The sequence below is a fragment of the Sphingomonas sp. 3-13AW genome, from assembly GCF_049311085.1.
Taxonomy (GTDB): Bacteria; Pseudomonadota; Alphaproteobacteria; order Sphingomonadales; family Sphingomonadaceae; genus Sphingomonas.
Genome location: NZ_JASNVZ010000033.1, coordinates 1 through 25,262 on the forward strand (window position 1 = coordinate 1; position 25,262 = coordinate 25,262).

General features: G+C 62.5%; 21 protein-coding genes and 4 pseudogenes. 16 read left to right on the forward strand and 9 right to left on the reverse strand.

Annotation, left to right across the window (positions count from 1 at the left end):
• Positions 1-2,018: TonB-dependent receptor (locus QP045_RS19950; protein ID WP_422516764.1), on the forward strand; the 2,018-nt coding region annotated here is incomplete at its 5' end.
• Positions 2,005-2,766 carry a DUF2334 domain-containing protein gene (locus QP045_RS19955; protein WP_422516765.1) on the forward strand — a complete coding sequence of 254 codons (762 nt, stop codon included), beginning with the start codon at positions 2,005-2,007 and terminating at the stop codon, positions 2,764-2,766. The genes QP045_RS19950 and QP045_RS19955, both read left to right, overlap by 14 nt.
• Positions 2,767-3,079: 313 nt before the next feature.
• On the opposite strand, the pseudogene QP045_RS19960 reads toward QP045_RS19955, so the two are convergent.
• Both QP045_RS19960 and QP045_RS19965 read right to left on the reverse strand, forming a co-directional pair.
• A pseudogene (locus tag QP045_RS19960) lies at positions 3,080-3,727 on the reverse strand (DUF2306 domain-containing protein).
• Positions 3,728-3,746: 19 nt separating this feature from the next.
• Complete coding sequence (locus QP045_RS19965; RefSeq protein ID WP_422516790.1) at positions 3,747-4,586, reverse strand: MipA/OmpV family protein; 840 nt, start codon at positions 4,584-4,586, stop codon at positions 3,747-3,749.
• 172 nt (positions 4,587-4,758) lie between these two features.
• Between QP045_RS19965 and QP045_RS19970 the strand changes: the two genes are divergently transcribed.
• The gene (locus tag QP045_RS19970; protein ID WP_422516766.1) at positions 4,759-5,595 is read left to right on the forward strand and encodes a LytTR family DNA-binding domain-containing protein; all 837 of its coding nucleotides are present in this window, start codon (positions 4,759-4,761) and stop codon (positions 5,593-5,595) included.
• Positions 5,596-5,757: 162 nt separating this feature from the next.
• Here QP045_RS19970 and QP045_RS19975 read toward each other — a convergent pair whose 3' ends face one another.
• Together QP045_RS19975 and QP045_RS19980 are read right to left on the reverse strand one after the other, a co-directional pair.
• On the reverse strand, positions 5,758-6,177 hold the full coding sequence (locus tag QP045_RS19975) for a response regulator (protein WP_422516767.1): 420 nt from the start codon (positions 6,175-6,177) through the stop codon (positions 5,758-5,760).
• Positions 6,174-7,589 (reverse strand): sensor histidine kinase, encoded by a 1,416-nt coding sequence (locus QP045_RS19980; RefSeq protein ID WP_422516768.1) that lies wholly within the window; start codon positions 7,587-7,589, stop codon positions 6,174-6,176. The genes QP045_RS19975 and QP045_RS19980 overlap by 4 nt, the downstream gene beginning before the upstream one ends.
• Before the next feature lie 128 nt (positions 7,590-7,717).
• Here QP045_RS19980 and QP045_RS19985 point away from each other — a divergent pair, with 128 nt between their 5' ends.
• The gene (locus tag QP045_RS19985) at positions 7,718-8,725 is read left to right on the forward strand and encodes a chemotaxis protein CheB (RefSeq protein WP_422516769.1); all 1,008 of its coding nucleotides are present in this window, start codon (positions 7,718-7,720) and stop codon (positions 8,723-8,725) included.
• A gap of 5 nt (positions 8,726-8,730) precedes the next feature.
• Here QP045_RS19985 and QP045_RS19990 read toward each other — a convergent pair whose 3' ends face one another.
• On the reverse strand, positions 8,731-10,767 hold the full coding sequence (locus tag QP045_RS19990) for a CheR family methyltransferase (RefSeq protein WP_422516791.1): 2,037 nt from the start codon (positions 10,765-10,767) through the stop codon (positions 8,731-8,733).
• Positions 10,768-10,794: 27 nt separating this feature from the next.
• Positions 10,795-11,007: pseudogene (locus QP045_RS19995) on the reverse strand (hypothetical protein); the annotation flags it as partial.
• 139 nt (positions 11,008-11,146) lie between these two features.
• Between QP045_RS19995 and QP045_RS20000 the strand changes: the two are divergent.
• The 7 genes from QP045_RS20000 (at position 11,147) to QP045_RS20030 (ending at position 19,748) form a co-directional block, all read left to right on the forward strand.
• A complete protein-coding gene (locus QP045_RS20000) occupies positions 11,147-11,935 on the forward strand; it encodes an HWE histidine kinase domain-containing protein (protein WP_422516770.1) in 789 nt (262 codons plus the stop codon).
• Complete coding sequence (locus tag QP045_RS20005; RefSeq protein WP_422516771.1) at positions 11,932-12,669, forward strand: Crp/Fnr family transcriptional regulator; 738 nt, start codon at positions 11,932-11,934, stop codon at positions 12,667-12,669. Before QP045_RS20000 ends, QP045_RS20005 begins: the two co-directional genes overlap by 4 nt.
• A gap of 378 nt (positions 12,670-13,047) precedes the next feature.
• Positions 13,048-14,556, forward strand: coding sequence for an MFS transporter (locus QP045_RS20010; protein WP_422516772.1), 1,509 nt, complete (start codon positions 13,048-13,050; stop codon positions 14,554-14,556).
• A 93-nt stretch (positions 14,557-14,649) separates the two neighbouring features.
• The gene (locus QP045_RS20015; protein ID WP_422516773.1) at positions 14,650-16,884 is read left to right on the forward strand and encodes a hypothetical protein; all 2,235 of its coding nucleotides are present in this window, start codon (positions 14,650-14,652) and stop codon (positions 16,882-16,884) included.
• A 19-nt stretch (positions 16,885-16,903) separates the two neighbouring features.
• Positions 16,904-17,632: an SDR family oxidoreductase gene (locus QP045_RS20020; protein WP_422516774.1), complete on the forward strand. Its 729-nt coding sequence runs from the start codon at positions 16,904-16,906 to the stop codon at positions 17,630-17,632.
• A 17-nt stretch (positions 17,633-17,649) separates the two neighbouring features.
• Positions 17,650-18,702, forward strand: a complete 1,053-nt coding sequence (locus QP045_RS20025) for a zinc-dependent alcohol dehydrogenase (protein ID WP_422516775.1) — start codon at positions 17,650-17,652, stop codon at positions 18,700-18,702.
• Entirely contained in the window at positions 18,702-19,748 is a 1,047-nt protein-coding gene (locus tag QP045_RS20030) for a lactonase family protein (protein WP_422516776.1), read from the forward strand. Before QP045_RS20025 ends, QP045_RS20030 begins: the two co-directional genes overlap by 1 nt.
• 72 nt (positions 19,749-19,820) lie before the next feature.
• Here QP045_RS20030 and QP045_RS20035 read toward each other — a convergent pair whose 3' ends face one another.
• A complete protein-coding gene (locus tag QP045_RS20035; RefSeq protein WP_422516777.1) occupies positions 19,821-21,311 on the reverse strand; it encodes a hypothetical protein in 1,491 nt (496 codons plus the stop codon).
• A 438-nt stretch (positions 21,312-21,749) separates the two neighbouring features.
• Between QP045_RS20035 and QP045_RS20040 the strand changes: the two genes are divergently transcribed.
• A complete protein-coding gene (locus tag QP045_RS20040; protein WP_422516778.1) occupies positions 21,750-21,881 on the forward strand; it encodes a hypothetical protein in 132 nt (43 codons plus the stop codon).
• Between the two features lie 336 nt (positions 21,882-22,217).
• Here the strand turns inward: QP045_RS20040 and QP045_RS20045 are convergent, their stop codons facing one another.
• The gene (locus QP045_RS20045) at positions 22,218-22,664 is read right to left on the reverse strand and encodes a sensor histidine kinase (RefSeq protein ID WP_422516779.1); all 447 of its coding nucleotides are present in this window, start codon (positions 22,662-22,664) and stop codon (positions 22,218-22,220) included.
• Between the two features lie 154 nt (positions 22,665-22,818).
• Between QP045_RS20045 and QP045_RS20050 the strand changes: the two are divergent.
• The 4 genes and pseudogenes from QP045_RS20050 to QP045_RS20065 form a co-directional block, all read left to right on the forward strand.
• A pseudogene (locus tag QP045_RS20050) lies at positions 22,819-23,401 on the forward strand (transposase); the annotation flags it as partial.
• Between the two features lie 88 nt (positions 23,402-23,489).
• On the forward strand, positions 23,490-23,846 hold the full coding sequence (locus QP045_RS20055) for a ParD-like family protein (protein ID WP_422516780.1): 357 nt from the start codon (positions 23,490-23,492) through the stop codon (positions 23,844-23,846).
• Between the two features lie 8 nt (positions 23,847-23,854).
• On the forward strand, positions 23,855-24,430 hold the full coding sequence (locus QP045_RS20060) for a zeta toxin family protein (protein ID WP_422516781.1): 576 nt from the start codon (positions 23,855-23,857) through the stop codon (positions 24,428-24,430).
• Between the two features lie 101 nt (positions 24,431-24,531).
• Complete coding sequence (locus tag QP045_RS20065) at positions 24,532-24,777, forward strand: hypothetical protein (RefSeq protein WP_422516782.1); 246 nt, start codon at positions 24,532-24,534, stop codon at positions 24,775-24,777.
• Between the two features lie 96 nt (positions 24,778-24,873).
• On the opposite strand, the pseudogene QP045_RS20070 reads toward QP045_RS20065, so the two are convergent.
• Positions 24,874-25,161 (reverse strand): annotated as a pseudogene (locus tag QP045_RS20070) (integrase core domain-containing protein); the annotation flags it as partial.
• Between the last annotated feature and the right edge of the window lie 101 nt (positions 25,162-25,262).

Below are 25,262 nucleotides of genomic sequence, written 5' to 3' on the forward strand. Positions count from 1 at the left end.
CGCCCCCAGCCGATCCAGCGCCCCCGCCCGAACAGATCATCGTCACTGCGAGCAAGCAGAATATTGAGCTGTCCGATTTCCCCGGTGCGTTCCATGTTGCCACATTCAATGAAGCACGAGGTCTTCATCTCGGCAGCAGGGGCAGCGAGGCCTTGCTCCGCGAACTTCCGAACCTGGCTTCGACTAATCTAGGATCGGGACGAAACAAGATCTTCGTTCGAGGAATTGCCGACAGCAGCTTCAATGGGCAATTGCAATCGACGGTTAGCCAGTATTTCGGTGAAAGCAGGCTCACATACAGCGCCCCCGATCCGGACCTTGCGCTATACGACATCGGAAAGGTCGAGGTTGTCGAAGGCCCGCAGGGAGCCCTCTACGGCGCGGGCTCACTGGGTGGTGTAATCCGAATTATGCCCCGCCCGCCCATCCTTAGCGAGTTCTCAGCCAGCGGAACCGCAGCAATCGGGGTGACCGGCAATACTGTGGGTGGCGACGCTGCTTTGGTCACCAACATCCCGATTGGCGGGCGCGCCGCACTCCGACTTGTTGGGTATCGTATCCTACGTCGCGGTTATATCGACGACGTCGGCCGTGGCCTGTCCGACGTCAATCGCACGAGCGTGTTCGGCGTGCGCGCGACCGTTCGCATGGAGTTCAACGCCGGATTGAGCGTCGATGCCGGGTTTGTGTCTCAGGACACGGGCAGCAATGACGGCCAGTACACCGATGATCCAAACTCCTCCGCGCTGATCCGCCGATCTTTTACCGCTCAACCGTTCGACAACGATTACCGCCTCATATTCGGAACGCTGCGGGCTGACCTCGGTTTAGCCAAGCTCGTGTCCAACACATCCTACACCTATCACCCGATCGACACGGTTTTCGACGCGACCCCGCCTGCAGCGGAGGTTCCTGTGATCTTCAAAGAGGCCATGCAGGTAAGGCTTTTAACCCACGAAACACGTCTTTCTGGTTCTGCCGATTGGATTACAAGCTGGGTTTCGGGTTTTTCCCTCGCCCACAATATCAATCACATCGACCGCTTTCTCGGGCCTGCAAATGCGCAGACGGTGATCTCGAATGTCCAGTCGGAGACCTTGGACGCGGCCGTCTTTGGCGAGGCAACGCTGCCGCTGTGGCGTAACGTCTCGATCACCGGCGGAGGGCGGCTGTCCTTCTTCACGCGGTTCGATGACTTCAACGCCGAGCCGGGGGACGTCGGAGGGGACCCGGCCGGTCCCCAACTACGGTTTTTGCCAACCCTGGCTCTTTCCTGGAAGCCTTCGGAGGGGACGATCGGCTATCTCCGCTATCAGGAAGGTTTCCGGCCGGGAGCGGAGCAGTTGACCGGCAGCGGCGATCAAGCCGTCGTGACCCGCTTCCAGCCCGACGCGCTCCGCACAGCGGAGATCGGCGCCCGCTTCGGCAATGACGCCGCTTCGCGGCTGTCCGGCGGCCTCTCTTATGCCCATTCAAGGTGGAGCAGGGTGCAAGCCGATCTCGTGACAAATGACGGCTTTCCGTATGTCGCGAATGTCGGCTCGGCGCAGGTGCACTATGTGTCGGCCAATATCGCCTGGAAGCCCACCACGGAACTCACCCTTGAGCTATCCGGTTTTCATACGACTAGCCGTCTTGATAGACCGGCACCCGGGTTCGAAACCGCCGTAAAGCGAAGGCTGCCCAATGTAGCCGACGGCGGTTGGCGGTTTACCAGTCGCTTCGAGCCCTGGATAAGCAGTACGAAAATCACCCTGGATGGATCGATCGGTTACATTGGCACCTCGTACCTGGGCGTCAGCACCCCATTCGATATTTCGCAGGGAAACTATCTCGACACGGCGATCGGTGCGCGGGCGGATTTCGGACGCTGGGGCCTCTCGCTGGACATCGACAACCTGCTGGATAGCCGGGCCAATCGCTTCTCCTACGGCAATCCCTTTTCGGTAGCAGAGGGGCATCAGCGCACGCCGCTGAGGCCGAGAACGGCAAGGATCGGAATCGATGCCAGATTCTGACAATCGCTCCCTCCTCGCATCCATCCACGATGTCGGCCCCGGATCGGAACGGGAAGTCGACCGGCTCGCCGGGCTGATAACGGATACGCTGGAATGTTCGAGCTTCGCGATGCTCGTTGTCCCCGATCATTGGGGAAACCACCCGCTCCGCTCGGGCAGCCCGTTCGCCAAGCGCCTCAGAACTTGGTCGGACAGCGGGATCGAGATGTTCGTGCATGGTTGGTACCACAAGGACACGGCCGCGCATCACGGCGTCGCAGGCCTCAAGGCCAGGTACATGACAGCGCGCGAAGGCGAGTTTCTCGGCCTCTCCTACGAAGAGGCGGCCCGCCGAATGGAAGCGGGACGGGCGCTTGTCGAAGATATCATCAGCCGGAAGGCATCCGGTTTCATCGCACCCGCGTGGCTCTATGGGCAGGGGGCGATGGAAGCGCTGCGGGACAGCAGCTTTGATATCGCCGAGGATCATATGAAGGTCTGGGCCCCGCAAACAGGCAGGGTCCTCGCTCGCGGTCCGGTGATCACCTGGGCCAGCAGATCGGCTACAAGAACGGCCTCTTCTCTGGCCTTCGCAGCGCTCGCCCGCCAAGCACTTCATCCGCTGCGAACGGTCCGCGTCGCTGTGCATCCTGGCGATGTCAGGAAGGAACCGATCCTAGACAGCATTGAGACAACGCTGCGATGCTTTGCGAAGCGTCGTCAAATCGGAAATTACCAGTCACTCCTTCGAGCTGTACCGGCACCGTAACGTAGACGTGATGACGGCAAGCGGGCGCGTGAGGCTGGCGGCGGGGTGTTTCGAGGCCGTCGGGCGGCGTCTGGTCCTGCCCGATCGCTGATGTCGGCCGGAAGGGGCGCGGGTTCTAACCCGATCGTCATCCAGCAGGACCAGACATGGTCATGGCACCCGGCGCGCGGCCGGCTCGCCGCGCTCCATGGCGCTGCCGTCTTTCCGCGCTGGCCTGAGACCTCGCATCTTCCCGCGGCCCTGGTCGGGCCCGCTGAATACACTTCTGGTGAGCTTCCTTGAGCGGCTCGCCAGCTTGCTGGGCACGCGACATTCATTGGCCGTCGGATCGTCGAAGCAGTACCTCGGCGACGAGGAGGTTTGGTACCCAGCACAGGAATGAGATTGCTCGATAGGCGGTCATCTCCGGCAGCCCGGTAGCTTCGAAGAGCGGAATGTATAGCCGCAACGTGACCCCGGAGAGCGTTAGTGCCCAGGACCGGATCATCCAGCGGCGATGGCAGTCGAATTGGCGCCTCAGGACGCATCGCCAGCCTATAGCGGTCGTAAGCATTCACGTAATCGCAAGTCCGCCGAAGCCGGTTGCCGCAACCGGGCCTGCAGTCGATCCGATCGCGAGGACGAGACCCGCTCCGGCGCCCACGAGGCATGACACGACGTAGATCCTGCCTACAACGCGATGGAGCGCTGGCCTCTGGACCCGGATGGCGCCCCTGAACTGCACCACGCCTATCAGCAATGCCGTCGCCGCAAAGCTGGCATGGGTTGTCAGCCAGACGGCGCGATAGCGATTGTTCGCAATTCCGGACGGCACCGGGGGTAGACCAAACAGGTAGCGGTACGACACCAGAGCTACGGCGATCGCGAGAAGGAAGATGATGCTGCCGCCGACCCTGCGCGGCCAACTGGGTGATGGCCGGGAAACGCCGTCCAGGCGCCACTGGACAGTATGAAAGTCCATAACGCCTCTCAATTTGCGTTCAGAAGCGGAACGAGAGCGCGAGGCCGCCGGCGGCCTGAAGCTTAGAGCCCTCGTCAACAACCGGGCTGCTTTTAGCGTCGCCGAGATAGCGGTTGGCACCGGCCCGTGCGATCAGCCCCCATCTGGGCGTAAGCTGATAGCCCGCCGTGACCCCGGCCCCGATATCACGGATGCCGCCATCCGGCCGGTATGCCGCCAGCCCGGATCGGCTCGCCTCTTCCGGCGTGACGCCAAAGAAGGTACGCATGTATTTCTTGTCGCCGAAGCTGGTTTGGGCGTCCAGATTCACGAAAACCTTCTGACTTCGATATGCGGCGTAGGAGACCTGCGCCGCCCCAATGAGGCCATCATGGCCGCCGCCCACATCCTTGGCCAGGCTGATGTCGAACGCCACTTCTCCCTCGCCATATGCATTGCCGCCGAAGCGATAGCCAACATATCCGCCCACCTCGAATGAGGAGTCGGTGTCGGCCAAGAGCTTGGCCCTGCCGCTGCCGTCCTTCGCGCTGTTGCGATCGCCGCGGAAGTTGAAGATCGGTCCCACCTGGACCCGGCTGTCGCCGAGCAGGTCGAGCCTGGCACCGAGTCCGCGCACCTCTAACGCGACGCCCTTCCAGGCGACGTTTGCGATCATCAGTGGAATCAGCTGGTACTTCTTGGCGCCATCGAACGCGGGCACCGCCCCCGGTCCCAATGCGAAGAAACCGTGGAGCCCATCATGTTGATCGGTGGCGACATCCGTGATGGACGCAGCCTCACGGGGCGCGTCCGCGATTTGAGGCGTGCCGGGTGCCTCCTGGGCCAGAGCCGGCGTGCCGTTCAGGCTGGCGATCGCCATCGCCAAGGTAGAATAGTAGATTTTCATGCTGCTCTCCGCGAACGGTCGATCGAAGTAATCGGCCGTCGTGGGAGTCCGAGTAGAGCGGCGGGAAAGGTCCGCTACCAGTCCTTCGCAGTTGCGCAGTCTACTTCGTGCACTTACACGCCGGGCCGTCCGAAGGATGTCCACGATGCGTGATTTCGCGAGTTTGCATGCCGGCTCCTGGCCCTTCCGGCTCGCCGGTCGTGCCGGTCTCGCACTGCTGTTCGCTGCGTTGCTGGCCTTTCTCGCGCCCTTCGGCACGTACCGCTTCCACCTCCTTGAGCGGGTCGGCTACTGGACCTTGCAAATGGCGGCGTGGTTGGCGCTCTCGCTAACCGCGTCCTGGTCCGTCGAATACCTCCCCGGCATCCGTACGCTCAGTCCGGAACGGCGACGTGTCGCGGCAACCGCACTTGCAGCCTTGCCGATGATGGTCGTCACTGGCGTTGCGAACAACGTGATGATCGACTGGCAGCCGGACGCTGGCGAGCTAATCGAGCTGTTTCTATCAATCGCGCTGATTGGTGGCGGCTACACGATCCTCGGCGACTGGATTGCAGGCTCGATCCATGCGCCCGCCGAGCCTACGGCAGCGCGCCATACCGAGCCTGGGACGGCCGTGCTTCATAGTGACTCGTCGCGGGGCCAGCCGAGCGACACAAGCTTTATCGACCGGCTCCCCGCGCACCTGCGCGCTGGCATTCTTTGCCTACAGGTCGAGGATCATTATGTTCGCGTGCAGGCGCGTGACGGCAGCGCCATGGTGCTCATTCGTTTCTCAGACGCGCTTCGCGGCGTCGAGCATATAGCCGGGTCGCAGGTTCATCGGTCGTGGTGGGTGGCGGACGACGCAGTCACCGAACTGCGGAGGACCGGCCGCACCGCGCAACTCACCTTGAGAAACGGTGCGAGGGTGCCAGTTTCCCAACCCTATCTGGCACATGCTTTACAAACATGGGGCTCGATGAGTGCTAGCGTGAGCTGACGAATCCTCCAAGGCTCGCACGTGCGTGAGACGCCAGGGCACCTAAGTGCCCGCGGAAGCTTAACGAATGGCCGAAGTTGAAGACGCGGGCCGCCGCAAGATGGTCCTTCTGCGTCTTCGTGTTTCGACGGATATGTGAATGGGCGCCAGCGCGGGTATGCCTCAGGCCGAGCCGGCTGTGCCATTAGGTGCGCCTGGACCGTCAACAACGCTTCCCTCAAAGAGGGGGCGGATGGCCGCGGTGACCCTGTGTGCCGACACCGGCTTTTCCAGCCGCGTTGCACCCGAGAAGCGCTCGGGCAGCGACCATTCGTCGTAGCCCGTCGCGAACACGAACGGCACCCCACGTGCGCGTAGCGCGTCGGCAACGGGGAAGATCATGTCGCCACGCAGATTTATGTCGAGCACCGCCGCGTCGATCGCTGTGCCCGCGTCAACGAACGCAATCGCATCAGTCACGGTTGGGAACGGGCCGAGCACTTCGGCACCAGCGGCAGTTAGAGCGTCGCGCAGATCGTCTGCGATCAGATACTCGTCTTCCGCCACCAAAATGCGTCGGTTCCTCAAACAGTCGTCGATCATGGCTGGCTTCCCGTTCGGATCTCATCTGCGAGAACGGCTACCTCCATTGTGCAATGAACGCCATCGGCGCCGAAGCGGTAGCTGGTTCGAGCGCCAAGCTGATAGGGCAGCGCACGTTCGATCAGTTCGCGCCCGTATCCGCCACCCTTCGCCGCAGCACTGGCAGCGGGCATATCGGTCACGCCGCTTTCGCGCCACTCGACCCGCAGGCGCGGAGTCGGCTCCTCCGCCAGCAATTCCCAGCGAACGTCGAGATGCCCCTGCGGCGTCGCCAGCGCACCATATTTGGTGGCATTGGTGAGCAACTCGTGGAGCGCAAGAGCCAGCGTCTGTACGATCGATGACTGCAAGGGGATGCCGCGCGGCCCGCTGGTGGTCACCTTGGCGCCGTTGCCGTCGGCATCGAGTTCGACCTGGGACGAAAGCTCCTCGTACAATAGTCCGTCGAACAACACCTTACCGCCGGCCCGCCGGGAGAGCAGACCTTGGGCACGGGCGAGCGCCTGCATCCGGTCGTCAATGCAGCGCCGGAACTCGTCCAGCGTATTGCTGCCCTTGATCGTCCGAAGCGTCACCGCCTGCACCACCGCCATGAGGTTGCGCGTGCGGTGCTGAAGTTCGTCAACGAGAACGCTCTGGCGGTGCTGAAGCTGCAGGATGTCGTCGACGTCCGTCGACGTGCCCAGCCATTCCACCACCCTCCCATCCTCGGCCACCAGCGGTGCCGCGCGGGTGCGGTAATGGCGGTGTCGACCTTCCGCTGCATGAAAGATCCTGGCTTCGAACTCCAGCGGACGGGCCGGCTCGGCCTTGGTCCATGCCGCTGCCGCCGCATCGCGATCGTCCGTGTGCACCGCGAGCAGCCAGCCCTGACCCAAGCTTTCCTCCGGCAATTGGCCAGTATAGTCGGACCATTGCGGGCTCGACCACGTCCACTCCCCGCCGTCGAGTGAGCGCCAGGCGAGCTGCGGCATCCCTTCGACTAGCGTGCGAAATGCCGCCTCGCTGCGCCTCAGCTCGGCATTAGCCTGGGCGAGCGCGCGGGTCCTCTCCGCGACCCTCGCTTCCAGGTCAGCGTTCGCTGTCTGCAGGGTGGTGTTGGCAACTTCCAGCTCCTCGGTCAGCACCTGCAGTTCCTCAAACGCGACCCGCAGCTCTTCCTCGGTTTGGCTCTGGTGAGTCTTCCGCTCGAACTCCGTGAGAGCAGGCGCCGGCGGCGTCAGCGAATAGACGTGGTTTGCCGCCTGCAGTTCTCGCGAAAGGACCGTAACCCGACGAAGCAGACGGTCGCGATCCTCGGCGAGGCGGGAGTTGTCGTCGAGCGCAGACTCCAACGAGGTGCGCAACTGCTCGATCTCGTCGCGCAGCCTCTGGTTCTCGCCGCCGGCATCTCGAAGTGCTCGCGAATCCATCATTTCTTCCTTCGCAAGCGACAACGATGCGTCCCCACGGTGGGTCCATGGGATGCAAAGGACGGAATAATTTCTTTGGAGCATGCACCTCTGACGCTGCTGTTTCGTTGCTGTAACAAGGAGACGGAATGCCAACCAGAGACATCGTCGTCATCGGAGCCTCAGCTGGCGGAGTGGAAGCGCTCCAGCGGCTGTGTGCGCAGCTACCCGCGGACTTCCCGGCAGCCGTATTCGTGACGCAGCACCTCTCGCCTTCGGCGCGAAGCATGTTGCCGCTGTTGCTCGACCGAGTCGGGCCGCTGCCAGCACGCTCCCCCAGCGACGGCGATCCAATCGGGCGGGGCACTATCTATGTGGCCGCGCCCGATCACCATATGCTGTTGCGCAAAGGCACGGTGCTGATGCGCCGCGGACCGAATGAGAACCGTACCCGCCCCGCCGTGAATTCCCTATTCCGCTCGGCTGCGCTTGCGTACGGCGGGCGCGTCATCGGGGTGGTGCTGACCGGCCTGCTGGACGACGGCACCGAGGGATTAATCGCGATCACCGCTGCGGGCGGAACCTCGGTGGTTCAGGATCCCGAAGAGGCGGCTTGGCCGTCGATGCCGCGCAACGCGCTCAAGCGCGATCACGTCTCTCATGTTGCCAAATTGGCGGACATGGGAAAATTACTGCTCCGCCTGGTAAAGGAAGAGGCAGATCCCACCATTCCGCTCCCGGAAGAATATAGGATCGAGGATCGCATGGCCGCGCAGGAATTCTCCGTTCTCGAACCCGGGATCGAAACTCCCGGCAGCCCCAGCCACATCTCGTGCCCCGACTGTGGCGGCGTGCTCAACCAGATCGAATCGCAGGACGAGATCCGCTTCCGCTGTCAGGTCGGGCATGCCTTCACGCCCCTGGGTCTTGCCGTGGCCCAGAGCGAGGAGCTGGAACGGGCGCTCTCCGTTGCGGCAAGGACCCATCGCGATCGCATCCGGCTGTTCGAGCAGATGGGCGCCAACGCCCATGCCCGCGGACTGCCGCGCGCCGAGGACCGGTGGAAGGAAGCCGCGGAGGAGTCCGTCCAAATGATCGCCGTGCTCGAGCAGGCCATGCAGACCTTGCGCAAGCCCGTGCCCGACGGCGAGGCCTGAGCGCTTCAGACCGGACCGAGCTGCTGACGCTCGCTGGTTTCGTGCACCATAGCGAGCAGGATGGGTGGATGCTCATCGGCGAAATACTGCATGCAGATTTCGGCCGGATACTCCCGCTCGGCTGCCCGGATCGTTGCCTCGAAGACGATCTCCGACCGAGTGCCATCCAACAGCGGGACCAGCATCGTCCTGAGGGTGCTTGCAGCGTCGCCGGCGAGCACCTCGGGGAAGGTCATCTGCAGCAAACGCTGCTCTTCATACCCGAGCTTCTGCTGAGCCCCTTTGTTGGCGAGAGTAAAGCGAAGCGAGATCGGATCGAGAAAATAGATCTCGTTCAGTGCTCGGCCGAGGATCCGGCCGAGATAGCGGCCATATTCCTCCTTGCGCCTCTCGTCGGTGATGTCCTGGAATACCATGACGAGGCCGTCGTTGCCCTCTTTCTCGTCGAGCAGTGACGAGATCCGTACGCGGCAGAGGATCGCCCGCCCGCGCCGATCGACACCCTCGAGCTCCCGCTCGACCTGCTCCTTCCGGCCCGCCCGCACATCGGCGAGATCATCGCGAAGTTGCTGAATGGGGATGCCGATGTCGAGCTGGTCGAAGCTGGTGCCCAGGACCTCTTCCGACCGCAGGCCCCAGGCATTTTCGCTCCAGCGATTCCAGCCCTGGATTTGACGCTTCCGATCAATCACGATGATGCCGCCGTTCATGCTGCGCAGCACCGACTCCAGGTACAGCCGATAGCTCGATGCCTGCTCGGCCTGCATCCGCAGCTCTTCGTTGACTGACTCCATCTCCTCGTTGCTGGAACGCGCCTCTTCGTTCAACGTCTCCAGCTCTTCATTGGTGGACTGCAATTCCTCGTTGGTGGTCTCCAGTTCCTCGTTGGTGGACTGAAGCTCCTCATTGGTGGTCTCCAGTTCCTCATTTGCCGACTGTAGCTCTTCAATCGAGTTCTCGAGGCTTTCCTGTGCCGTCTCTAGCTCACGCTCCAGCGCGTACATCCGCGTGGTATCGGAGAAGGAGAGAAGGACGGCATAGGCGCTGCCGTCCGGCCGGCACAGCGGTCGGACGTCAATGGTAAGTCGCATCACATCCGTCTGGGTGAGGCGGTATTCCTGATCCTCCAGCTTGATGTGGCGCCTTTGCCGGAACGCTTCCTCGATTGGTCCGCGCAACTCCATTGGCCTGTAGGAGATCGGCAGATCTTGGAACGGCCGTCCGATGTCCGCTTCGCCCACGCCCAACAGGTTGCGCGCGGGGGTATTGGCCAGCACCACGGCACCGCCCTCGTCAATGACCAGCAGGGCCGCTCCGGCCTCGTTGATGACTCCCTCGAGCAGGACCGGGCCGGGCGGCGACAAGTCCGGCCGGGTCGTGCGCGAGGTGCCGAAGTTTGCGGCCATGGCTCTGCGCCACTCCTGTGGGACCTTGCTGAAGATCCGGTGCTTCATGTCGACCGGCCTGAACAGCGGCGATCGCGCAAGCTGGGTCTCCGCCTTGCCCAGGAACAGAAATCCTTCCGGGTTGAGGGCGTAATGCAGCCGCGGCAGCACCACGCCCTGCGTCTCGCTCTCCAGGTAAATCAGCAGATTGCGGCAGACGAGCAGGTCGATGCGCGATATCGGCGCGTCATGGACGACGTTGTGTCGCCCGAAGATCACGCACTTGCGCACGTTGCGATCGAAGATGTAGTGATTGTTGGTCCGCTCGAAAAAGCGCTCAAGATACTCGGGGGGAACGCCTTCGACTTCGCGCGGGCTGTAGGTGGCGGCACGCGCGATCTTGAGCGCCTCCTCGTCGAGGTCGGTGGCGTAGATCTTCACCCGCTGGCAGAATTCCTGAGTACCCAGCTGCTCGGCAAGCAGCATGGCGATCGAGAAGGGCTCCTCCCCTGATGCACAGCCGACGCTCCACACGCGAATGGGCCGGTCCGGCTCGGCGCGCGCGACCAGCAGCGGCACCACCTCGTTCTTGAGCACATCCCAAGCTTCGGAGTCCCGGAAGAAGGAAGTCACGTTGATCAGGACGGTGTTCAGCAAGTTCTCGAACTCGCCCGGGTCGGCTTCCAGTTGCGCCTGGTAGGACGCGAAATCCTCTACTCCGACCGCTTCCATGCGAAGGGTGATGCGGCGCCGGAGGCTGGTACGCTTGTACCCCCGGAAATCCAGCCCGCGGCTTTCCTGGATATGGTGGAGCAGCGCTTCGAAGGCGGGGTCGGGCGTGGCTTTCTCAGTCATGGACCCTCGATAGCACCGAACCGCAGGTCGGCGGACCATCATTCGTCAGGCTTGATCCAGTCGGTTTCGCCTGCCCATGCGGCCGGGCGGCGAATCTTCGTTGATGCCCGGCACCCAGCGACCATCTTGGTTGTTCATAGCACGGCACCTGCCCGTTGAGATGCCCTCAAGGACCTTCATGATGAGCGCCAAGGCTGAAGAGACCGCGTCCGCGACCGAGAGGCTCAGGAAAGTCGAAGTCGAGCTTGCGGAAGCAACCACCCAGCTTCGGCACATGTCGGGACTGCTGGAGGAGGCGGAACGCCGTGCGATGCTGAGCAGCCAGCGCGCGGTTTTAATGGAGGGAGAGCTCCACCATCGCGTGCGCAACATGCTGGCGGTTGTCCGCTTAATCTTCTCCCGAACCACGGAGACGCGAACGTCGATGGTTGAGCTGGCGGATCATTTTCTCGGCCGCCTCGATGCAATAGGACGCTATCACGTCGGGTCGCCGGGGATGCGGGAAAGGCGGCTTAACGTCGAGGATGCCGTTCGCGACGAGCTTCTCCTGGTCGGCGTCGGCGACGACGACAGGGTCAGCATCAAAGGGCCCGAACTGCTGTTGCAGGGTCGTGAAGCCGAATCCTTCGGGCTCGCGCTGCACGAGTTGATGACCAACTCGGTGAAGTTCGGCCTGCTATCCCCCGGAGCCACCACCGGTACGCTGAGCATTGAATGGGAGGATTCCGCGGGCATTCTGGTCTTCAGGTGGCAAGAGCGTGGCATGCCCATCATCGGTCCTGCACCGCTTCGGCACGGGTTCGGACGCGAGTTCATCGAAGAATTCCTGCCGTACCAGCACGATGCGCGGACCTCATTTGAGCTTTCCGCGGGACGGTTAACCTGCATCATTGAAATGAGGATGGGCAACTCCGACGAGCAGATGGACGTTCCGCTATGGGCGGACGGGTTGAAGCGAGGACGTCCATGAAGCAGAGTGCCAAGGTCGCCGTGAGCGTGGATCACGCAAGGGTACGCCTGGCATCGATTGCCCGGATCGCGCCTGAAGGCCTCCAGATGCTTGACGAGGCTGCGATGCGAGCGCGCGTCGTGGCGCCGCACCGCGACATCGTTTATGAAGGTGAGAGGATCCAACAGCCGCTTCTCATGCTATCCGGCTGGGCGTGCCGGACGCGAACTCTGATGGACGGGCGGCGGCAAGTCCTGAGTTTGGTACTCCCGGGGGATCTGCTCGGCTATAGCGCGCATCATCAGCAGACGGCGCTTGCGTCGGTGACAGCGATTACAGGGTCCGTTGTGTGTCCTGCACCGACGTTCGCCGCAGGAGATGATTGCCTCGGGCTTGTGGCTGCATACGCCGCGAGCAACGTGTTGGACGAAAGCTATCTGCTCGCGCAGATAACCCGGCTCGGACGCATGAACGCACTGGAGCGGATCTCCGATTGGATGCTGGAAATCCACGAGCGCTTGTGCCTGGCCGACATCATCAGCGGAAACAGCTTCCAGTTGCCGGTGACGCAGGAGCTAATGGCCGATGCGCTCGGCTTGACCAGCGTGCACGTGAACCGGACCCTTCAGGCAATGCGTCGCGAAGGGCTGCTGGACTTGCGCGGCGGAACCGCGACCCTACTCGATCCAAGCCGCATGAGGGCGATGGTCGGTGCTGTCAGTTCGACTCGACGCGCGCTCCCAGTCGAACGTTAGCAGTTGCGAGCGATCTGCTTGGGCGTATGCAGAATGAGCAACGGGAAATAACAATAGGCCGAGCTAAAGATCAATAACACTTGCCCTCGCTTCGTCCTCAAAACTTGCCGGCAGGACTTAGGCTTCTGATCAATACCCCCCTCGCGCACTGGTGGATCGATATCTGTCGATGTCGCGCGCCACGTCCGATCCTGGGCACTTATGGCGGATGCTCCTTCCGGAAGGCCACCGCTCCCCTCGCCGCTTGGCAGCCAACCTCCCGCGTGATTGGTAAGCTTGGGTGCGATGACAGCGGCAATTGTGGCGGCTACGGCACCCGATCGATCTTGCTCCGATTGCGCCAGGCAACCTGGGGATATCCACTGCGTTTGCCCGCCGATGTCGATGCTCGCTCCCCAAGCTGCGATCACGCCTGCCGAACGGGAAAAAGGCCTGCGACTCCTCGTGAGCGAGGCGGCGCTTTCCGGTGGCGCGGCAGCTTTGACCAGCGGCGTGATCCTGACCGCGTTCGCCCTGCATCTGGGTGCATCGAACATCATGGTAGGCGTGCTGGCGAGCGCGCCGTTTCTCGCGCAGCTGCTACAACTCCCGGCCATCGTTCTCATTGAGCGAGTACGCGCGCGCAAGCGGATCGCGGTCATCACTAGTCTGATCGGGCGCGCCATGCTCGCGGTGATGGCGTTCACGGCGTTCCTCTCGGGCACGCTGCCGCTTATAGCCTTCCTAATCGCGCAGGTCGTGCTTTGCAGCATGGGCGCGGTCGGCGCCTGCGCGTGGAACGCCTGGATGCGCGACCTTGCCCCGGAAGAGCGGTTGGGCCAGGTCTTCGCCAAGCGCACGCTGCTGCTGACCGCGATCAGCCTGATCCTTGGACTCGCAGCGGCTGGCGCGCTCGACTGGACCGAGCCGGGGTCTTTTGCACGCGATCTGGTGTTCGCAGGCATGTTCGCCCTGGGCTGCATTACGGGTCTCATCAGCGCGCGCGTCGTTGCGGCGATGCCCGAACCGGCAATGCCGCCCGCGAGCGGCTCGATTAAGCTGGGTGAGCTGCTGCGTGAGCCCTTGCGTGACCCTAATTTCAGCCGCTTGCTGCTGTTCGTCGGCAGCTGGCAGTTCGCCGTGAACTTTGCGACGCCGTTCTTCACGGTGTTCATTGTCCGTCAGCTAAGGTTCGACGTCAGCTTCGTGATGGTGCTCAGTGTCGCCAGTCAGATTGCCAACATCCTGGCGATCCGGATGTGGGGCAATCTGAGCGACCGTTTCGCCAATAAACCAGTGCTGGCGGTGTGTGGGCCGGTCTACATCCTCGCCATCGTCGCAATGATCGGTGCGTCGCAATTTGAGTGGCGCGAACTGGTGAAATTGTGGCTGATCGGACTCCACCTCATCATGGGCGCGGCGATCGCCGGTGTCACGCTCGCCAGTACGAATATCGCGCTGAAGCTCTCGCCCAAGGGGTCTGCGACGGCGTATGTCGCGGCCAGCGCGATGGCAACGGCGGTTGCGGCTGGCGTGGCGCCCATCCTGGGCGGGCTCTTGGCGGACTTCTTCGGAGCGCGACGGTTCGAATTGATCGCTCGTTGGTCGAGTCCGTCTGGAGTGTACGCCCTGCCGCTGGTGCTTCGGCAATGGGATTTCTACTTTCTGATCGCCGGGGTGATCGGGCTATACGCAATCCATCGCCTATCGTTGGTCGAAGAACGCGGCGATATCGAGCCGCGCGAGATGGTCAATCAGGTGATCGGCGAAACGCGCCGAACCATACGCAATATCTCGACGGTCGCCGGCTTGCGGGCCGCAACCGATTTGCCGGGATCGCTTCTGCGTGATGCACGCGTGCGTGGGCGTTTCAGGCGCCGCCAAGCTGGTCTCAATCCAGTTAAATAACCTATGTTTCTCTCGCGAGAGTATGCGCGGATTTCGGGAACTAGCGCACACCCTTCCCGTTGGAATGGCCCATTGTGATCTAGAGTCTGCGACATGGCCACGACAGCGAAAGTTCTATCTCGCGAACCACTCAGCCCCTACGCCCTAGCGCTGCGCGACGAGCTTTCCGGGCAGGACATGCGCCGCCTAGCGAGCGTTCCACTGGGCGACCTTGAAGTGGAGGTGTCGCAGGGGCGGGATTCATTGTGGGTGATCGTGCGGCGGCCCCGACGCGGCGGGGTCGCGCTACGTGCGGCGCATGTCCCGGCCGGCCCCTTTGAGGGTCGCGTCATGTCGCACAAGCAGGGAGAGCCGCTTCGGTTCTCGCTCGACAGCCTGATCGGCAGAAACGAGGTCACGGTCACGCTGAGCGACGGCGACCTCAATCGCTTGTGCGTCGAGACCGTGCTGACGCCCGCCGCGCCGCTGCGTCTTCCGTTCGTGCCACGCGATCTTTATGCGCTGGGCGCTGATGACGATCCGGCCACGGCCAATGGCAGCATCGAAGCGAGGCAGCGCGGCGTGAACAGCGGCTTGGCTTATTTTCGGCTGGATGAACCGGCATTTGGCAGCGTGTTGTATTTCCAGGATCTGACCGCGCTCAATCCCTATTTTCGCGCGACCGGCACCAAGCCCAACAGCGTAGTCGGCGGGGAATGGCCGGAACTTGGCTATCTACCCCCGGTCGAGAAGGACGACGGCGACCAGGCTGACCCACTGCCCGCGGGCGAGCCGGTCGTGCTGTCACGCGCCGTGCTGGTGTTTCGCGATTGGGCCGGGGACAATGAGCAGGAAATGGCGCGGCAGTTCATCCAGATGCTGGGCGCCGCCTATCGGGCAATCGAATTGCCCGACGTCGAATATCGTGACTGGATCGCGCGCGCCGAGAAAACGCTTGGCGATCTCGAGGCTTCCCCTATCGCGACCGTCCGTCATTACGGACACCGCTATGTGATGCCTTACGTCGAGGGCGAAGTGCCCGATGCGATGGTGCAAATGACGTTGGTCTCTGCGCTGCACGACTATGGAAAATGGCGCGGTGAGCCCCTGCCCCTCGAAACCGGGCTGATGCGCGGGATGGCCAAATTCTATGATCCCAAGGCCGGGACGCTGCGCCGTTACCTGCCCAACGTCATGAAGTTCGTCGACGACAAGGATCCCGACGCCGTCGATTCCTGGTATCTGTTCCACCCCATGATCAATCTCGCTCGCCTGGCGCTGGATGGCGATACAAGGGCGCGACGGTTGCTGCTCAAATCAGTCGGCTATGGCATCCGGTCGGCACATCACTTCAAGTACAAGTGGCCGATCCTCTACAAAATCGACGACTTTTCGGTGATCACAAAAACGCGCGGTGATGAGCGGTTCGGCGAAACCGACGTCAACGGCATCTACGCTTATCTGATGCTTCAACTGTATCAGCTGACGAGTGAACAGCGCTTCCTGGACGAGGCAAAGGCAGCGCTCGAAGCGATCAAGGGGTTGCGGTTCGACCTCATGTATCAGGCTAACCTTACCGTGTGGGGGGCCGTCGCCTGCATCCGGTTGTGGCGGATCACCGATGATCGCGACTGGCTCGAACAGAGTTATGTCTATCTCGCGGGGCTGTTCCACAATTGTGAGATTTGGGAATCGCAGATCGGCCACGCACGGCATTATTCCAACTTTCTGGGCGCGACCTGCCTGCACGATGCACCGTACATGGCGATGTACGAGTGTTTCGAATGCTTCGCGGGGTTCGAGGAATATCTCGCCCAGTCTGGCCCTGATCTCGACCCTGCGGCGCGCATGCTGATCAGCGAATATTGCCGCTATGCGCTGCATCGCGCTGAATTCTACTTCCCGGACATGCTGCCGCGCGAGATACTGCACAAGAACGGAGAGCAGCAGAGCGGAAAGCTCGATCCCACGCTCTCGTTCCCGCTTGAAGACCTCTATGGCGACGGCCAGTCGCCTGGTCAGATCGGGCAGGAGATCTACGGCGCCGGATCGGCATTCGTGTTCGCCACACGATCGTTTCACACGATCGAGGGCGCCCCGTTCCGGTTGTTCTGCGATAACTTCGTTCAATCGATGGAGCGCACCGGAGATCGCGCGCTGTCGATCCAGCTGAACGGCGGCAACACCTGCACCGCGCTCGTGAGCCTCGTGCGGCTGCCTCGACGCAGGTTGGGCAAGGTGGCAGTTTCCACAGATGACGGCGACGCGCTACGCGCGCGCCGCGCGTCGGAAGATCGCATCGACTTTCATGTGCCGGCCAATGGTCGGCTGATCCTGACATGGGATTGAGATAAAAGGATTCGAGGCTATGACGCTCTCAGGCAAGCGTGTGCTCGTAACCGGCGGCACGACTGGCATCGGTCGGGCAACCGTGCATCAGCTCGTCGCGGCGGGTGCCCATGTGCTGACCTTCGGCCGACACCAACAAACCTTAGACGATGCGCTCTCCGACGTACCCTCCGGCTCCGGCAGCGTGTCCGGGCTGACCGCCGATGCCGGCACGCCCGCGGGCGTTGACGCCGTATTCGCGGCGGTGGATCAACGGTTGGGCGGGCTCGACATACTCGTCGCCAACGCGGCGTTGGGCGCGCAGCCCTTGCACGAAATGGCGGACCCAGACTGGCGGCGCGTCATCGACACCAATCTCACCGGCTATCTCGCCTGTGCACATCAGGCGATACCGCGGATGCGCACGGCCGGCGGCGGCCATCTATTGTTCGTCAGTTCGATCAGCGTGCATATCAAGGCGCCGGGCGAAAGCGTCTACGCCGCGACCAAGGGCGGCATCAACGCTTTCGCCGAGACGCTGCGCAAGGAGATCGCCGAACAGAATATCAAGGTCAGCGTGATCGAGCCGGGTTCGGTCGGCACAGACATGCAGCCGTGCAGCCAGGAGGAACAAGCCGAAGCGATCGCGCGCCACGAGATGCTACAGGCCGATGAGATCGGCGAAGCCATCCTGTTCGCGCTCACGCGATCGGCGCGCTGCGACGTCGTGTCGATGCGCATCGAACCGCGACTTCAAATGACCGCCTGATCACCCGGAAGCCTTTCATGAAAGCCGCCCTTAAGAAGCGCGACGGAACCTTCGAGATCGCCGATGTCGAGCGGCCGACGCTGCGCGATAGCAACTTTGTGCTGGCACGCGTGCGCGTCGCCGGCATCTGCGGCACTGACCTACGCCACTGGAAAGTCGAGGATCCGTCGCTCGAATGCCATATCATGGGGCACGAACTGGCCGGCGAAGTGGTCGAGGTGGGACCCGACGTGTTCAACGTGAAGCCCGGCGACCGCGTCGTGATCGAAACCGTCATGGGCGACGGGGTCTGCCCTTATTGCAAGGTTCAGCGCTACAATATCTGCGAGCATCTCTACGACGTCCGCACTCAATTCGTGTCGCGCGCCTATGCCGAATATGTCGCGGGCCCTTCGCAAAAGTTCTACAGGTTGCCGGATCACGTGAGCTTTGAGGAAGCAGCGCTGGTGGACACCCTATCGGTGTGTCTTCACGGCCAGCATCTGTCCGGCCTGTCGATCAACAACAAGGTCGTGATCATTGGCGCAGGCTGTATCGGTCTTGGCCAGACCATGCTGGCCAAGGCGTCGGGTGCCGACGTGATGATTACCGATATCGTGGACAGCGCGCTCGACCTGGCGAGGTCGCTCGGCGCAGACCGGACGGTCAACACGCATCGGGACGACTGGCAATCCGCGGTACTCGAATGGACCGACGGGCGCGGCGCCGATATCGTGTTCGAATGCGCCGGGGGCGAGGCGATGCCCATGACGCTCCCGCAAGCGACCAAGATGGTGCGGCGCGGCGGTAAGGTCGTGATCATCGGTGGCTTCGACGCGGGCGAGACCGCAATACCGCTGGAATGGCAGCGCATCCAGATGTCGGAAATCCAGCTGATCCCGTCGGCCAGCTTCGCGTATCACGACATCTATGCGGAACAGGGTCAGGTGGTCGAGCTGATTTCCGCGGGCAAACTGCCGGTCAGCAAGCTCATCACGCACCGCTTTCCCCTCGACCGTATCAACGAGGCATTCGGAACGGCGCGTGACAAGACGAACACCGGTGCCGTTTTTGTGGCGATCGAGACCTGATGACGATCACGCTCCACGTCGGCACTTACGCCGGGGCCGGTGGCCAAGGATTGCACCGCGTGGATTACGATCCGAACGCCGGCTTCGTCACGCACCCCGCCGACGGCGCTGCCACGAACGCCTCTTACGGCGCCTGTTCGGCGCGGCACGGGCTGCATTATCTGGTCCAAGAGCAGGCGCATGGCATGCTGGGTGTCTACCGCTGTGAGCAAGATGGCTGGAAGCGGTTGGCCACCCTGTCGAGTGAAGGCAGCGACCCCTGTTACGTCGCGCTCTCGTCAGACGAGCGGCGCGTCGCAGTCGCAAACTACGCGAGCGGCAGCCTGGCGTTGTTCGATCTGACGGCGGATGGTTTCCCCAGCGGGGAAGTGGCAATATGGGCGAACAACGGCGTCGGGCCCAATGCCGAGCGGCAGGAAGGGCCGCATATCCATTGTGTCAACTTCGGTGATGATGGGAAATCGCTCTATGCAGTTGATCTCGGGACCGATCAGCTGCTTCGCTTCGAACTCCGCGATCCCGTCAGTCTGGATGCGCCTGAGGTGGCCTGGCAGGCGCCTCCAGGGTCCGGTCCGCGCCATTTGCTGTTCCATCCGGCCCATCCGCTGGCGTTGCTCGTCAGCGAACTCGCCAGCACGCTGACCTTGTTCGATGCGATCGCGAACGCACTGGCGTTTCGCGCGCGATGCTCAACGGTGCCGCCCGCGTTCACTGGTGAGAATCTCGGCGGTCACATCGGTCTCAACAGGGCCGGAAGCCGTGTCTACGTCACGAACCGGGGACACGACAGCATAGCGACGTTCGTCCTCGATCCCGACGGAGCCACGCTCGATCTGGTGCAACACGTCGCGAGCGGCGGCGCATCGCCGCGTTTCTTTCTGCTGGATGAGGATATCGGCCGTCTCGTCCTTGTGAATGAGGAGGCCGGCAATCTCGTGGCATTCGCAATCGGGAACGATGGCTTGCTGGCTCCTACCGGTCACACCGTCGATGTGGCCGGCGCGGCGTACGTGATGACGGCGAATGGAGCGCCCGCTTTAGGGTGACATCGGCCGCGCCTATGGCTGCCACGTCGGTTGGACGCAGCCCCGCTCGGGATACCGATGGCGAAGCGGGAGCTATTTGGACGCGGGACCGCGCTGCATATTCCGTACTGCCCATTGAATGAACGCGTTCATGTTGGGGGCGTCAGTATGGCCTCCTTCATGCTGTCGCCATGAAAGCTGACCATCGGTGAGGCTGGTGAGCGGCGGCGGCATCTTCGCTGTCTTATAGTCATTGCCGACGCCCAGATCCTTCGCGCCCAGCAGTTTCCAGACCCGGCCGGCCCCCACCGTCGCCATATAGCTGCCCTGCTGATCCAGCCATCGGGCATCCCCCTGAGCGGGCACCCCATAGGAGATGAAGGCGAGACGGGGTGCTACCAAGGCCAGAAGTTCGGGAGAATCGACAGGAAGATCGCCAGCGTTCTTAGGGCCGCCATATTTGAGGAAGTTGCCCGCCATCCAATGATAGGAACCCGATCCGGTCAGGTTTTCGACCGCCTCGCCCCAATTGCGGCGGAAGGGCGTCACGCCGCCCTTGCCGGAGGAGCCGACTAATACCGCTGCAAACCGAGGGTCGAAGGCCGCGGCAACCAGTGCGGCCTTGCCGTAGCGGGAGACCCCTTCAACGCCGATCCGCGTCGGATCGACCTCCGGGCGAGTCTGAAGGTATTCGAGCCCCTTGCTTGCACCCCACCCCCAGGCACGCAAGACGCCCCAGTCGGTCGGCTTACGCGGCGCGCCCTTGTTGGTCAGGCCGATGATCCCCTGCCTGAGCATGGCGCCGTCGTCCGGCTGGATGCTCGCCGGATCGAGCAGCATGACGCCCCAACCCGCGGCGAGCAGATCCTGCAAGCGGGACTCGGGCGGTGCCGGCAATATTCCGGTTGAACGGGCCACCATATACCCCGGGTGCCGGTCGAGGATCGGCTTCAATCCCGGGTCGCGCGCGATCATTGCCTCGCGCAAGGCCTTGTTGACCCGCTCCAGGTCGGCCCCCTGGGGACCGGTGGGCGCAGGAAAGTCGGCCGGGCCGAACATCACCAGCACCGGGACGTTCTTGGCGCCCTGCGGCAGGATCAACATCGCCCGGAGGTTCACGTCGATATCTGGCGCTACCGAATCGACATGTCCCACGACCTTTGTGGCCTTCACGCCCTTGAACCCACCGGCGAGGACGAAGATCTCGTTCTCGGATGCGACTTCGGACCATGTCACCTGCGGAACATTCGCCGGGATGCGACCATAGACCTCACGCTCAAACGCCTCGACGATCTCCGGACGTCGCTTGGACCACCACTGCGGGACGTTCGTCACCGGCGTTCCGTCCACCATCCGGAGCGGATCCGGATAGTCGGGGAACGGATCGGCCCTGGAGGGATCGTAGTTGGCGTGATCAGGCGCCGTTTCGTCGCCGCTGGGGCCCGGGCGCAACGACGTGATACCGAGCCGTTCCATCATCTGCCGCCGGTCCTGCTCTGACGTTAGCTGCGCCGCCGCAGGCGATGCGGCGACCATCCATGTGGTCGTCAGCACGGCGGCTAGGATCATAGATCTGCTAATCACAGCTTGCTCCTTCGTGGTCGCGCTCCCGGGTTCCCGACGCGCTCAGAACCTGGCACGCATCCCTGCGGTAAGAAACCGGCCCACGACATCCTGATCGGCCGACGCCGGATAGGCGAGCCCCGGGGATCCCGAGCTACCCTAAACAGGTCCGGCTTCCGATCGAAAAGACTTTCGACCGAAAGGAAGGCCGGGACTTCCGCGGTCGCCGCCTTGAAACGGCGGTTGAAGCTCAGATCCACCACATTCCACGCCGGGATCGTTGGATAACCGCACGTATATCGGGGTTCCGATCTGCTTACCGGCGGAGATTCGGCGGAGCGGAAGTTTTTGCTCCTCTATCAAACCGCTATCAAGCTTTGGTTTTGGTGCCACAGGGCAACAGCGCTGCTCACCCTTTCGCCAAAGTGGGCATGCCTCCAGCGCCACCAGGCATCGAGGATGACCTGCAAAGAAGTCGAGCAGCTTGCTGCGCGTGAGCCGACGACTGAACATCGTTCGACCAGAAGCATCACATCCATGCGCATGGAAGACATGCTTGGCGATATCCAGACCGATTGTGGTAACCTCTGACACAGACGCCTCCCTCAGTGGTGCTTCAACACCGCCACTCTGGCACATCGATGCCGTCGGGGGGCGTCCACCCCATCACCCACTTTCGGAAATTAGCAGCGGAGACCTTAGAGAACTTAAGGTTGGGTCGGTTGCCCCCGGCCGGCGCAGCCGACCTCAGCTCTAGGAAGGTTCACGCAGTGGGATTCTCGAAGGTGATCCGGACCGCAACGCCTGCGCCTCCCCCAATGTCGATGTCGCCCCGGAGCTGGTTCACAACTGAACGGACCAGGCCGTAGCCGAGCGGTCCTTCCCGAAGCTGTCCCACTCCTACTCCGTCGTCTCGAACCAACAGTTCTACCGTCCCGCCCCCGGTCTGCTGGGCCTGCGCAAGGACGATCCCGCTCCGGCCGTCGGGAAGGCATATTTCGGAGCATTCGTGATTAGTTCGGTGAGAATGATCCCCGCCGGGAAAGCCGTGTCGGCGTCGAGCAATATCCCGGTGTCGGCCTCCGCGCGGACGCAAACGCGGGCCCGGTCCGCAATGCCGCCAAGGGCGTCGCACAGCTGCACCAGATAGGTGGCGAGATCGACCCGTTGGCCCGACTCCGACTTGCTCAGCAAGTCGTGAACCTTGGCCATCGCGTGCAGTCGCTCCTCGGCCGTTTCGAACTGGGCCCGCACCGCCGGATCTGGCTGCCGCCTCGCTTGCACTGCGAGCAGACCGTTAGCCACTGCAAGGCTGTTCTTTGCCCTGTGGTTCGACGGAGACACCCTCCGCCCCCGGTTCCGCAGACACCGCATAAAACCTAGGTTCGGGAGCCGCTCCCGCCGAGCAATACGCCAGGGTACCCCCCGGGTGCAGCAACGGCACGAAGCCCCAAAGTCACTCGTTCAGACCCATTGAGTCTCGACGGAAAACGTTGGGGTCGACGCCCCCCGACGGCATCGATGTGCCAAAGTGGAGGTGTTGAAACACCACTGCAGGAGGCGTCCGCCGGCACACGTGAAGCGGTTCGTGAAGCGGCAGAAGAACGACATGGCCGACGCAGAGGCGACCTGCGAGGCGGCGCAGCGCCCAACAATGCGGTTCGTCCAAGAGCGCTCAGGCGTAGACCTCGGCGGTTGTGTTCCGAACGCGCGATCTGCGCGTGCGTCAGCGAACGCAGCTGATCAACGCCCTGCGCGGGCACCTGAACGAGTTCGGCTACATCGTGCGACAGGGTGTCGGGCACGTCGGCAAGCTCGCCGAGATCGTTGCTGATCCTGCATCCGATGTGCCGGCCGAGGCGCGGCCAGTGCTGGCCGTCGTCGCGCAGGGCCTGCAAGCGCTACAGGCGCAGATCGCCGTTCTCAACCGCGAGATAGCAAGCCGGGCCAAGGCTGATCCCGTGGCGAAGCGGCTGATGTCGGTTCCTCGCGTCGGCCCCGTGACCGCCACCGCGCTAGTGGCGCTGGCGCCGGCTGCCAGCACGTTCCGGGGCGGGCGCAACTTCGCCGCTGGTGCGATCGGCATGGTCGGCAACGTCTACCAATCCGGCGCTTCCGTCTAGCCATCCGGGCGAAGACCTAAAGGTTGGCATTGAAAGGGAGGTAGCAAGATGCTACCTCTGAAATTAGAGGTGACCTATGGCCCAGTCCATCAAGCTTGGCGACGACATCATGAAGATCGTGCGTCGGGAGTCCGAGTTGCAGAGCCGCTCGATTGCCGGCCAGATCGCGCATTGGGTCCGCATCGGTCGCGCTATCGAAAAATCGGGCAATTTCGATCACGCACGCATCACCGCCACCCTAGCTGGCGATATCGAAACAACCGACCTCTCAGAGGAGGAAAAGGACGTCTGGCTCGACAGCTTTGTCGAGAAGATGGCACAGCCCGGCCCTGATGAGAACGCCTTCTTTGCCCGGCGACGGAAGCTCGGCCAGGGTGTCGGTCTCAACGAGGCCGGTAACCTCGTGCGTGAGAAGGCTGCACGCAAGGCATGAAGCCAACGATGATCGTGCTTGCTGGACCGAACGGTGCGGGCAAGTCCACACTCTACGAGACCCGCATTGCGCCGAGCTTTGCAGGGCCATTCATCAACGCCGACATCATCCAGCGCGACGAACTACGCGCCCCCTCCCCCGCCGCATCTTACGAAGCGGCCGAGATCGCGTCTTCACGCCGGACCGACTATCTCGCGCGGGGGCGGGATTTTGTGACCGAGACCGTGTTCTCGCACCCGTCCAAGCTTGCATTGATCGACGAAGCGCACAACCGAGGATTCACGGTCATTGTTATGCATGTCGGCGTCGATACGCCGGACCTCTCCGTCGCGCGTGTCGGCACGCGCGTCGAGGAAGGGGGGCATATCGTTCCCGAGGACAAGATTCGTGCACGCTACGCTCGCGGTGCACCCCTCATCCGCGAAGCGATCCTCAAAGGAGATCGCGGCATGGTCTTTGACAATTCCCGTCTTAACCAACCGCCAAGCCATTGCCTGACCTTTGCAAGCGGGCGTCTGGTCTTCGCATTGCCCCGCCTACCTGACTGGATCAGATCGGTCTATGAAGCCGACCTCAAGGTCTAGCAACACGCGCAAATGATGACCCTCTGCCCTGGCCGACATGCCAGACGTTCAAGCTCCCGATCGAGCTTTCCAAATGCGGCCATTCAAATCTGCAATCCAACGTGGTTCATCGTAGCGTTCAAGCCGGTAAATTCGGTATCGTTACCTATATGCGCGTGGTGAGAGACACAGCCCGAGTTGCCTCGGTCGATGGCTGGAGTTGCGGTGCTGAGTTCAAGATCGCGCCCTCGATTGAGCTTATTGGGGCCGGCTCTAAACTCGAGTGCTGCGTTTCAGATTTCACCGATTATTCGAAGCTGATCGGTGAGGTCCAAGCAAACCTTCCGGAAGACGTGGAGGTCGGGTGACGTGACCCCCGTCTTTTCCTCCATGTGGAGCTAGAGTCCGCCCATCAGTGAGGGTCCCCCGGTTTCTCATCCAGTTCGAAGGTGAGTTTCCGGCGTTCATTCGGCAGCGATTTTGGCCGCGGCAGCACCATATTCGATTGGCGTTAGCCAGCCAAGCGATGTGTGAGGACGGCTCTCGTTATAATCCCGCCGCCAGGCGTAGATCTTGGCTCGGGCGTCTTCCAGCGATAAAAACCAATGCGTGTTGAGGCACTCGTCGCGCAGCCGGCCATTGAACGATTCCGCGAACGCAATTTCCGTCGGCTTGCCCGGACGGCTGAAGTCAAGCGTGACGCCGTTCTCATACGCCCAGCGATCGAGCGCCTTCGAGATGAACTCAGGACCATAGCACATTGGGAGCGCTGGGTCGGGAGCCGCTATGGCCCTGATGAAGACAAGGCCGCGTAGCGGCCGCAGGCTTCATCAGGGCAAGCCATGGCCGGTCA